Below are 11,213 nucleotides of genomic sequence, written 5' to 3'. Positions count from 1 at the left end.
CTCTTGTGTCTTTCTCTAACGACTTAATATGTTTAAGCAATTCCTCTGATGAAAGATGATGCTCTATCAGAATTTGTTCTGGTTTAGCCATGAAATATAGTTATACTTATTAAGTAATAAATGTTTGGTTAATAACTATAATTACAACGCCGTCTATCTTCTGAATTTCTTCAAAGGTCAAAGGCAAAACCTTTTTATTTAAAAAAACCGTTCTAGTAATTGCATTTGTTTCCTTTTCTGGCAGGGATGCTGTGGCAGGCATTGGCCCTGTTTTATCACTTACCATTAGACCACGTCCTCTGCTGCTTCTCTTATCTCTGCTTCGCGGTCCATCTGGTACTCGGTGTACCAATCCTGATAACAATCACTGTCATCTGTGTACTGGCGTGCTGGCTTGGTGGTCATACGGTGGCCTCCGCGAGTTCAACAACTTTACCGACAAGGGCTTTCTCTATCGGTGAACCATGTTTTAAGAAATAATCTATACTAGCCTTGCGTTCCTGGGTGAACTGCCTTGCCCATGCCGACAGTTCTTTATTTTGAGATGTGTTATTAGTCACTGTGTGGCCTCCGGGTTCATACATTGCAGCCAGCGGACTCTTGCCGGGGTATGCTGGCTGTACCTTCTTTTGTGGTCATATACTGTTCAATGGCTTTAGTGGATTCTTTTTTCAAGTCTCCGTATTCGTAGCCTTTCCTTTTCAGGAACTCTCGAAACTTGTTTTCTGTTTCTTTTTCGATATGGATAACCATTTATCGGCCTCCATACATACATGAATGTATGTAAGTACTATTTAACACCAAAATAGAAAAAAGTATAAATGTAGTTAAGTACATATTAATTAAAAAATGTATGTTAAGGTGTAGACATGGACAGAGACATTTCAGGAATGCTAAAAAAAGACTCTATCGAATCGCTGTTATATATCGCAATGATGGTATCGAAATCACAAACAGATGCTATTGAACTTATATACGATTCCAAAACAATCAATTCATCACCCGTAAAAAATGCAAGAAACCGCATGATGGAAGCTCATGTTTTAGATATTGTTGACCTTAGCAATATGCGCAATATTCCGTATTTGTCAAAGATTGATCCTTTTTTGAATCACCTGTTCGAAAAAAGCAAAGCACAAAGCGAGGTGCGCAAGTCAAGAAACCCCATAGTAAACACACTCAACGAAACCGATATCAAATACTTAAAATTGATACTTGACTCAAACTATTATAGGGGTATTTTTTTCAATCGTTTTTTCTTTGACCACGGGTCCGCAATTATACAAAGTACATTGAAACGAGAAGGGGATAAGCTCACAATACCGGCAGGGGCGTTCGGTTACATGGAAACCATGCTAATGGCAATAGTCAATATTTCAATAGAACTTAAAAGCTGCCGAGAATTTGATGATGATTACATTAAATATGAAGATGTTAGTAAAATTGTAAAGGAATATAAAAGTCCTGATAAATTTGTGACCAACTTTTTAGAGTCAAAAAATCCCGGCATATTTAAGTATTTGAGTGATTTTGAACCCGTTGTAGATGCAATAGAAGACAGTGCATTAGATTTCAATCCTCAGCCTTATACAGATGGTTCATACTGTGAAGGTGGTGGGTATGAATATTTTTTAGACCGAACTATATTTAGTGGACTATTCTTGGTATTCCCACCCGAGTTAATGTCAAAAATAAGATTGTCTGATCTGGAAAGCACTTGCTGCTCCTTCAATGGGTATCTACGCACTGCGATAGATCGCTATAAATACGAAAGGTAAACGAGTTATTTGTTTACCTTTCCCAATGCTTCAAGTAGTATCTCAGGGTGCTCTTTTAGTTTGTCAAGGACCGCAGCGATTGTATCGTTATTATTGGACTCGGCCTCTTTTGTCATAGCCATACCACACTTAAAGCAATACATATTCGTAACCGCATTGACCTCGTTGCATCTGCCGCACACCTTAGGCTTTAGTGTGTCCTCTGCTTCCTTCCTCTCATCTGGTGACTTCATCCCGGATAACTCCAATATCTTGTTATCCACATCGGCCCCGCTTAAATGTACATAGATTCCAGACATTTTGGAATCGCCTGTCCAGCCTGCAAATACCTTAAGCTGCTGCTCTGTCAAGTCCTCTGCAAGGTGGGTCATGCGTGTATGCCTGAATAGGTGTGCGTGTACTCTCTTTTCAATCCCTGCCCTTTGAACCAACGTTTTAATAATGCTTCGGCACAGTGAATCACTCATTCTAGTACCCGCCTGCGTGTAAAACAAAGGATTGTTAGCACCTTTGCATGGGTGACTATTGAGCAGGCTTTTGACATACGGCGCGCTTATTGTCAGTCTTATCCTTCTTGTTCCTGTCTTTCCATTGACCATGATAAAGAAGCCGAATGAATCCGCGTTAACATGTCCCTGGTTAAGCCCTAGCACTTCCCCAAGCCTTGCGGCTGTATCATAGAACATTGCGATAAGGGTTTGATCTCTCACATTATCAGCAGCATTGATTAGTGCTTTGACTTCATCCATCGTGAGAATATCATCAGGGAGTTTTCTCTTTTTCGTGGATCTAAATTTAAGCCAGCGTGTGCACTCCGGGTCAATGTCGGTTTTATAAAGCCATTTAAAAAACTTCTTTATGTGTGCTTTGTAGTTGTCTAATGATACTGGCGCAACATCCAGGCTGAATAGATATGCCCTTATATCATCTTCTGTCATCTCTTTGAATGGCTTACCTGAGTATATCGCGAGTTTTGATAATATTATTGCCCGGTCAGCTCTCGTCTTTGCACTGTGGCCGGAGTTCATCTTCGCGTCTTTATCATAGCTATTCAAAATATATTTATTCTCATAAGTTAATTCGGTCTTATTGAGAGTACGAGTTATTTGTGCTTCCAAGTCCATTATAAAAACCTCTATGTAACTAAGGTGTAATTATAATTACCTATTACACTTGAAGGTGTACTCATGCCAAGGATAGATAATCATCCATATTCAGGGCGAATACCGGGAAAAGTATCTTTAGTATTTGCTCTTGCACTAATTGCGCTGATAAGTCTTACATTTGTAATGCCTGCATCTGCCCAGGCAATTGTGACCATTTACCCATCCACCCAGAATGTGTACGCAAACAGTACTTTCAGTATTTATGTAGGTATTGAGCCCATAACTCCATTTGTAGGTGCGCAGCTGGATATACTATTTGACAAGGATTTTATCATTGCAAACAAAGTGGAAGAAGGAAGCCTGTTTGGAAGGGACAGCATTCCGCATTTGTTCAACAAGGGGCTTATTGATAATGCTGCAGGTTCCGTTACCGGCTCATATGCAGTGGCCCTTGGCGGTAGCTCCATCAGCATTCCAGGAACTTTTATCCAGGTCGAGTGTACAGCACTCGGGAAAGAAGGCTACTGCTCCCTTGATCTCATAAACGTCATACTAAGCGACTCTCAGGGCAGATCAGTTCCTGTAACCGTGAATAGTGGAGGAGTTCTTGTCCTTGGTGAAACAGGCGATCAGTCTGATACTATTGGGAACAGTTCAGGAGGCGATACGGGCTTTGGGAATGGAGGCGGGGGAGGAGGTTCCGGCACATCTGAAGATGCAGAAAATATCTACATCAGAGAAGTGAAAAGCATTAACATACTAAGCAATACCAATGTAACTTATCAGTTCAGTGAACAGGAAAACCCTGTTCAATATATCGCCTATCACTCGCTAAAGAGCGCTGGACAGATAACAAGCAGCATAGAAGTGCTGAAAAACGTCTCAGTGACCGCGACAAATGTTCCGCCTGGAACGGTTTACAAACATGTGAATATATGGGTTGGAAAACACGGATATGCAACAGAGGAAAATATAAAGGGAGCTGTCATTGGTTTTAAGGTGCCAAAGGAATGGATGAAAATAAATGGGTTTGATGCCAGTTCTATCCGCATTTACAGGTTTAATAATGGAGAGTGGAGAGAACTTCAGACCAATACTGCAGGCGAGGATCAAGAGTTCGTTTTCTTCCAGGCAGAGACACCCGGCTTTTCTCCTTTTGCGATTACAGCTTTTGCAATGGCTACAAGCAGTATGGAAAACAATTACCAAGTTTTCATGGATATGAAGACAGGCACTTATGAGAAAACAGCAGACCCTGGTCTGCAAAATGAAGCATCTGCAACTGAACAAGATAGTGATAATGAGCAGACACTTGGTCAGAACTCAGCATTGTTCCTGATTCTAATACTGATGGCGGCCACTATCCGGAGGAAAGACTGATTCGGTCCCAGAATTCACCTTATTTTTAATTTTATCTTTCCGGTTTTATGCTTATACATACAAATAGTTTTATCCTTGTAAAAAAATCAGGTAGTATGTCATTCAAACCAATAGGTAAAGTAGTCAATTTTGCTGATGAGGAAACCATGGAACTGCTTGCGCTATGGAGAGATGCTGTTAGTGAGGTCGAGCTAAACAAGCATGCTCATGCATCATCATATGTGTTCGATGAATATTCACATTATATTGTTATCCATGACCCGCTGGAGATGGAATTCCCAAAGGGCAGGGACGAATGGAACAAACGGTTCTGCAGGGAAACCGGGGTTTCGGTTGTAAAGCTTATCAAGCACGATGGTGACAGGCTTTACTTTAAAGGGCTGCTTGCTTTGAATAATTCATCAGTATACGGCATTATCCCCTACACAGCATTTGACCATCAGGAAGCTGCATACCCAAAGTTAGGGATGGAGAAACTGAAGAAAGAGGTCTTTACTGAGGTAATACCGCTTGTCAAAGGTAAAGACATCCTGGATGTCGGTTGCGGGCTTGGGGCTGCGACGATGGAAATAGCACAGCACAACAGGTCAGCAAAGGTACTCGGGATAGACCTTCTGGAAGGAACGATAAGGCAATGCCGCATCAATGCCGAGATATATGGGATAGATAATGCAATGTTTGAGGCTGCAAGCATATATGATCTGCCTTATGAGAATGAGAGGTTCGATACTGTAACTTGCTTCTTTATGTTACATCACCTTGACGATATACCCCAAGCCCTGACAGAGACAAAAAGGGTAGTGGCAGATGGAGGCAAAGTCTTCGCAGCTGAACCACTTGATCATCACCATGGCACGAAAAGGGAAGGAAAGGACTGGATACGGGTTTTTGAGGATGCGGGTTTTTCAGCCATATCGAAGAACATAAGCAAAGCAGTGTTCATTCAGGCAACAGCGGAAAAATAGATCCAAATGGAGGAAGCAGACGCATAAGCGCCTGCTTTCGAGTCTGTGTGCAACTTCACTTTTAAAGGTAAATTGCTACTTATGGTTAGCAAATCTATTGCACCTGGTTGTTACAAATACAACCCTTTGTAACACAATTTCTACTATGCCCCTATCTAATATATATAGGTTGTGTGGCCGCTGATAATGTCAACTACCCACGGCTAAAGTCGTGTGCATCCTTCCTTAAACTGCTGTGAAAACATAAGATATGAAATGGAAAAGTTAAAGTATGTCCTGTGCTAACAAATAACATTCTAATTTTAAGGAGACAAAAATGTTAGGCATAGATGACCCACAGATATGGATTGCATATTTGTTATGCATCCTGAGTGCAATTGGATGTATTATCTACGGGATGATGCACTGGAACGATGGCAAAGAAAATGAGGAGGCCTGCTGATGGCAGTCAGTACACCAATTCTCGGTATTGCAGTACTTATTTATCTGCTGGTCATTTTCTATCTGGGATGGCTAGGTTACAGGCAAACAAAAAGTACCGAAGATTTCATGGTGGCTGGTAGAAAAGTGAACCCCTTGGTACTGGCCGTATCATATGGAGCTACTTTTATCAGTACCTCAGCAATAGTAGGATTCGGAGGATATGCCGGAGCTTTTGGCATGGGTGTGCTCTGGCTTGTGTTCATGAACATCTTTGTCGGTATCTTCCTGGCTTTTGTCCTGTTTGGAAAAAGGACCAGGCGCCTAGGGGTGAACCTTGGTGCTGTGACTTTTCCTGAATTAATAGGAAGACGTTTCCAGTCACGTTTCATCCAGGGTTTCTCAGGCATCCTGATTACGATATTCATGCCGCTTTATGCCGGAAGTGTACTCATAGGCGGGGCCCGCTTCATGGAAACCGCATTAAATATCGATTATAACAGTGCGGTCCTTATACTTGCCGTAATTGTCGCCGCATACGTAATTACCGGAGGGCTCATTGCAGTCATGTATACCGACGCCCTGCAGGGAGCGGTAATGTTTACCGGCATGGGGATCCTGCTTGTGCTTACTTATGTCAAACTGGGCGGTGTCGTGGAAGCTCACCAGGCACTCACCAACATGGCGCATCTCGTACCTGCGAACCTGGCTGCTGTGGGACACACCGGCTGGACATCCATGCCCTTGTTCGGTTCACCTACCTGGTGGACGCTTGTTTCCACCATCGTGCTTGGAGTAGGAATTGGTGTCCTTGCCCAGCCACAGCTTGTGGTCAGGTTCATGACAGTAAAGAATACCAGATCACTCAACAGAGCAGTGCTTTCAGGCGGACCTTTCATTCTCATGATGGCGGGTGTGGCATATGTTGTCGGAGCTCTCTCAAATGTATATTTCCTGGAAACCAGAGGCATAATATCACTTGATGCTGCCGGAGGTAACATTGATAAGATAATCCCGGAGTACATCAACAGCGCAATGCCTGATTATTTTGTCATCTTCTTCCTGCTCACATTGCTTGCAGCTGCTATGTCCACCCTAAGCTCCCAGTTCCATACCATGGGTACTGCAATAGGACATGACCTCTACCGGGAATTCCTTATGAAAGGTAAGATCGGCAAAACCGTTACCGTCACCAAACTCGGAATTGCAGTAACGATAGTCATAAGCGTGATACTTGCATACATCCTTCCGTTTGGGATAATAGCAAGGGCAACTGCTATATTCTTCGGGCTGTGCGCCGCAGCTTTCCTGCCTATGTATACAGGAGCCTTGTTCTGGAAGCGCATGACAAAGGAAGGAGCCATAGCAAGTCTTCTTGTAGGAACATTCACCAGCCTGTCCTGGCTTACATTCGTGCATGCAAGAGAGGCAAGTGCACTGGGTATAAGCAAGATGCTATTTGGTGTGGACACTATCCTGACAGGTACCTGGACTGTAGTTGATCCAATACTCATAGCTACTCCGCTGGCCTTCCTGACAGCAATAGTTGTCAGCCTGATGACTGCGCCCAGTCCGCAGGAACATATTGACCTCTGCTTCAAGAGTTCAGTCACAAGCGAAATGCATAGCAATCCTGTGGAAATTTAAGACTTTAAGCCGACAGAATGGGTTTTCTGGCAGGAGACTGCCAGATGAATATTTTTGGGTTCATATTAGAGCCTCCCTGGTAGAAACGAGTTCGTCAACGCCATCTTCCGGGAAACCTTACCGCCTTCTGCATGAGTAGTATTTGAATTATAGGATAGTTTTAAATATTGATACAGGAACACATAGCGCGATAACTATCACGATTTATTATTAAACAGAAGGAGAAGAAAAATGCTCGGAATCGACGATCCGCAAATATGGCTTGCTTATGTTCTTTGTTTTTTAAGTGCTGTAGGTTGTATCATTTATGGTGCACTGAACTGGAATAAGGGCGAAGAAGGGGAGGAGTGCTGATGGCCGTCAGCACACCGGTGCTCGGTGTTGTTGTCCTTGTTTACATGATGATCATTTTCTATCTGGCATGGCTTGGCTATAAGAAAACGCAGCAGACTGAAGATTATATGGTGGGCGGCAGGAAAATGAACCCTTACATCCTTGCAGTCTCATACGGTGCCACCTTTATCAGCACATCTGCAATCGTCGGATTTGGCGGTGCTGCCGGGGCGCTTGGCATGGGTCTTCTATGGCTTGCTTTTATGACGATCTTTGTAGGTGTATTCCTGGCTTTTGTTGTATTTGGGAAAAGGACCCGCCGCATAGGATTAAAACTCGGCGCTGTCACGTTTCCCGAACTTCTTGGAAGAAGATATCAGTCCCGTTTCATCCAGGGGTTCTCGGGAGCCCTTATCGGCTTCTTCATGCCGCTCTATGCCGGAATAGTACTTATCGGAGGGGCAAGGTTCGTCGAAACCACCCTCAATATAAATTATGATGTCGCGGTCCTCATCCTCACGGTGATAGTTGCTGCCTACGTCATCACGGGAGGCATCATCGCCGTCATGTACACAGACGCACTCCAGGGTGCTCTCATGTTCCTTGGGATGGCGCTTCTTCTAACCCTTACTTATATTAAACTGGGAGGTGTCGTGGAAGCTCACCAGGCACTCACCAATATGGCTTACCTGGTACCTGAAAGCCTGCGGGCAGGGGGACATCTTGGATGGACAGCTATGCCTGAATTCGGGTCGCCTATCTGGTGGAACCTTGTATCGACATTGATCCTGGGTGTGGGCATCGGCGTTCTTGCCCAGCCCCAGCTTGCGGTCAGGTTCATGACAGTGAAAGATGACAAAGCCCTGAACAGGGCAGTACTGATCGGCGGACCCTTTATCCTTATGATGACAGGTGTGGCCTTCACGGTAGGGGCACTCTCTAATGTATATTTCTTCGATAAACTGGGGGTGATATCTGTGGTAGCCGCCGGCGGGAACACAGACCTCATAATACCCCAGTATATCAACAGCGCAATGCCCGATATTTTCGTTGTCCTGTTCATGCTGACTCTGCTGGCTGCAGCAATGTCAACATTGAGCGCCCAGTTCCATACAATGGGAACTGCGATAGGACATGACTTCTACCGCGAGTTCCTTAAAAAGGGGGAACTTGGACAAACGATCAATATCACCAGGATGTCAATAGCATTTACGATCCTTGTCAGCGTTGTGCTCGCCTACATCCTGCCGGTAAGTATTATTGCAACTGCTACAGCTGTTTTCTTCGGTCTGTGCGCAGCCTCCTTCCTGCCCATGTACACAGGCGCCCTCTTCTGGAAACGCATGACAAGGAAAGGAGCGATAGCAAGCATGCTGGTGGGAGCTTTCAGCAGTCTATTCTGGCTTATATTCGTGCATGCAAAAGAGGCAAGCGCACTGGGCATAAGCAGGGCTCTCTTTGGTGTGGACACCATCCTGACAGGGACCTGGACTGTAGTTGACCCGATCATCGTAGCCACCCCACTGGCCTTCCTGACAGCAATAGTTGTCAGCCTGATGACAAAGCCGGATTCTCAGGAACACATTGATCGCTGTTTCGGGATCTCAACTGCAACCGATTAAGATTGCAGCCTTTTGAAGTGCCTTTTTTGGCCCGATTGTCAATCCTTCTGGCAGGAAACTGCCAGAGGGGAATTTCCAGCCCATACATTATGACCTGTTCTCTGCAGTCAGATCCATCTTTGCTTCTACTTTTTATTCCCTCATATCGTGCAGAGTGATCCCCGAATATTTTGGATAGATTTAAATAGTGACACGTGCTAACATTTAGCACTGTCGCATTATGATTTAGTATTAAAAAAAAGGAGAAGAAAAATGCTTGGAATCGACGATCCGCAAATATGGCTTGCTTATGTTCTTTGTTTATTAAGTGCTGTAGGTTGTGTCATTTATGGTGCACTTAAATGGAATGACGGCGAAGAAGAGGAGGAGTGCTGATGGCTGTCAGTACACCAATTCTCGGTATTGCAATACTTATCTATCTAATGGTCATTTTCTACCTGGGATGGCTTGGCTATAAGAAAACGCAGCAGACTGAAGATTATATGGTGGGCGGCAGGAAGATGCATCCATATGTCCTGGCCATCTCATATGGAGCCACGTTTATCAGTACCTCAGCTATAATAGGATTCGGTGGAGCTGCCGGTGCGCTTGGCATGGGTCTTCTATGGCTTGCTGTCATGAATATCATTGTAGGTATCTTCCTGGCTTTTGTCATATTTGGGAAAAGAACCCGCCGAATAGGATTAAAACTCGGCGCAGTCACATTTCCCGAACTTCTTGGAAGAAGATATCAGTCCCGTTTCATCCAGGGGTTCTCGGGAGCCCTTATCGGTCTCTTCATGCCGCTCTATGCCGGAATAGTGCTTATAGGAGGGGCAAGGTTTGTCGAAACCACCCTCAATGTAAATTATGATGTTGCTGTTCTCATCCTCACGGTGATAGTTGCTGCCTATGTCATCACGGGAGGCATCATCGCGGTCATGTACACAGACGCACTCCAGGGTGCTCTCATGTTCCTTGGGATGGCATTCCTGCTAGCTTTCACTTATATTAAACTGGGCGGTGTTGTGGAAGCTCACCAGGCACTCACCAATATGGCTTACCTGGTACCTGAAGGCCTGCAGGCAGGGGGACATCTGGGATGGACAGCTATGCCTGAGTTCGGATCACCCATCTGGTGGAGCCTTGTATCAACACTTGTGCTTGGTGTAGGTATTGGAGTGCTTGCCCAGCCTCAGCTTGCGGTCAGGTTCATGACAGTGAAAGACGACAAGGCCCTGAACAGGGCAGTACTGGTCGGAGGACCCTTTATCCTTATGATGACTGGTGTGGCCTTCACGGTAGGGGCACTCTCTAATGTATATTTCTTCAATAATCTGGATGTCATATCTATAGTGGCTGCGGGGGGAAACACAGACCTCATAATACCCCAGTATATCAACAGCGCAATGCCTGATGTTTTTGTTATCCTGTTCATGCTGACATTGCTGGCTGCAGCCATGTCCACGATGAGTTCACAGTTCCATACAATGGGAACTGCGATAGGACATGACTTTTACAGGGAGTATGTCAAGAAAGGGGAACTGGGACAAGCCATCAACGTCACCAAAATAGCAATACCGGTTACGATCCTGATCAGTGTTGTACTCGCATACATCCTGCCGATAAGTATTATTGCAACTGCCACGGCTATTTTCTTTGGCCTTTGCGCAGCCTCCTTCCTGCCTATGTACACAGGCGCCCTCTTCTGGAAACGCATGACCAGAGAAGGGGCGATAGCAAGCATGCTGGTGGGAGCTTTCAGCAGTCTATTCTGGCTTTTGTTCGTACATGCCAAAGAGGCTGTGCCCTTTGGCCTCAGCCAGGCTATCTTTGGAAAGGCAACACTCCTGAGCGGAACATGGACGGTCGTTGACCCGATAATAATTGCCACACCCCTGGCTTTCCTGACTGCGATAGTTGTCAGCCTGCTCACAAAACCAATTTCTCAGGAACATCTGGAAAAATGCTTTGGTAAATAAG

At 44.8% G+C, this 11,213-nt stretch carries 13 protein-coding genes; 9 read left to right on the top strand and 4 right to left on the bottom strand.

Annotation, left to right across the window (positions count from 1 at the left end):
* Positions 1-109: 109 nt before the first annotated feature.
* The 3 genes from Q8J68_RS00500 to Q8J68_RS00490 form a co-directional block, all read right to left on the bottom strand.
* The gene (locus tag Q8J68_RS00500) at positions 110-286 is read right to left on the bottom strand and encodes a hypothetical protein (RefSeq protein ID WP_305309615.1); all 177 of its coding nucleotides are present in this window, start codon (positions 284-286) and stop codon (positions 110-112) included.
* A 115-nt stretch (positions 287-401) separates the two neighbouring features.
* Entirely contained in the window at positions 402-560 is a 159-nt protein-coding gene (locus Q8J68_RS00495; RefSeq protein WP_305309614.1) for a hypothetical protein, read from the bottom strand.
* 16 nt (positions 561-576) lie between these two features.
* Positions 577-753 (bottom strand): hypothetical protein, encoded by a 177-nt coding sequence (locus tag Q8J68_RS00490; RefSeq protein WP_305309613.1) that lies wholly within the window; start codon positions 751-753, stop codon positions 577-579.
* A 116-nt stretch (positions 754-869) separates the two neighbouring features.
* On the opposite strand from Q8J68_RS00490, the gene Q8J68_RS00485 reads away from it, so the two are divergent.
* Positions 870-1,778: a hypothetical protein gene (locus Q8J68_RS00485; protein WP_305309612.1), complete on the top strand. Its 909-nt coding sequence runs from the start codon at positions 870-872 to the stop codon at positions 1,776-1,778.
* Positions 1,779-1,783: 5 nt separating this feature from the next.
* On the opposite strand, the gene Q8J68_RS00480 is transcribed toward Q8J68_RS00485, so the two are convergent.
* On the bottom strand, positions 1,784-2,833 hold the full coding sequence (locus Q8J68_RS00480) for a tyrosine-type recombinase/integrase (protein ID WP_305309611.1): 1,050 nt from the start codon (positions 2,831-2,833) through the stop codon (positions 1,784-1,786).
* 132 nt (positions 2,834-2,965) lie between these two features.
* Between Q8J68_RS00480 and Q8J68_RS00475 the strand changes: the two genes are divergently transcribed.
* From Q8J68_RS00475 to Q8J68_RS00440, 8 genes are all read left to right on the top strand, one after another.
* Positions 2,966-4,264, top strand: coding sequence for a PGF-pre-PGF domain-containing protein (locus tag Q8J68_RS00475; RefSeq protein ID WP_305309610.1), 1,299 nt, complete (start codon positions 2,966-2,968; stop codon positions 4,262-4,264).
* A gap of 95 nt (positions 4,265-4,359) precedes the next feature.
* The gene (locus Q8J68_RS00470) at positions 4,360-5,229 is read left to right on the top strand and encodes a class I SAM-dependent methyltransferase (RefSeq protein WP_305309609.1); all 870 of its coding nucleotides are present in this window, start codon (positions 4,360-4,362) and stop codon (positions 5,227-5,229) included.
* Positions 5,230-5,545: 316 nt separating this feature from the next.
* Entirely contained in the window at positions 5,546-5,671 is a 126-nt protein-coding gene (locus tag Q8J68_RS00465; protein ID WP_305309608.1) for a symporter small accessory protein, read from the top strand.
* Entirely contained in the window at positions 5,671-7,296 is a 1,626-nt protein-coding gene (locus Q8J68_RS00460) for a sodium:solute symporter (protein ID WP_305309607.1), read from the top strand. The genes Q8J68_RS00465 and Q8J68_RS00460 overlap by 1 nt, the downstream gene beginning before the upstream one ends.
* A gap of 231 nt (positions 7,297-7,527) precedes the next feature.
* The gene (locus Q8J68_RS00455; RefSeq protein ID WP_305309606.1) at positions 7,528-7,650 is read left to right on the top strand and encodes a symporter small accessory protein; all 123 of its coding nucleotides are present in this window, start codon (positions 7,528-7,530) and stop codon (positions 7,648-7,650) included.
* A complete protein-coding gene (locus tag Q8J68_RS00450; protein WP_305309605.1) occupies positions 7,650-9,251 on the top strand; it encodes a sodium:solute symporter in 1,602 nt (533 codons plus the stop codon). Before Q8J68_RS00455 ends, Q8J68_RS00450 begins: the two co-directional genes overlap by 1 nt.
* Positions 9,252-9,503: 252 nt before the next feature.
* Positions 9,504-9,626 (top strand): symporter small accessory protein, encoded by a 123-nt coding sequence (locus tag Q8J68_RS00445; RefSeq protein WP_305309604.1) that lies wholly within the window; start codon positions 9,504-9,506, stop codon positions 9,624-9,626.
* Complete coding sequence (locus Q8J68_RS00440) at positions 9,626-11,212, top strand: sodium:solute symporter (protein WP_305309603.1); 1,587 nt, start codon at positions 9,626-9,628, stop codon at positions 11,210-11,212. Before Q8J68_RS00445 ends, Q8J68_RS00440 begins: the two co-directional genes overlap by 1 nt.
* Position 11,213 lies beyond the last annotated feature (1 nt).

The organism is Methanolobus sp., assembly GCF_030682845.1.
In the GTDB taxonomy this organism is placed as follows: Archaea; Halobacteriota; Methanosarcinia; order Methanosarcinales; family Methanosarcinaceae; genus Methanolobus.
Note: the sequence above shows the minus strand (reverse complement) of the source record. Positions and strands in the feature narration are given on the sequence as shown.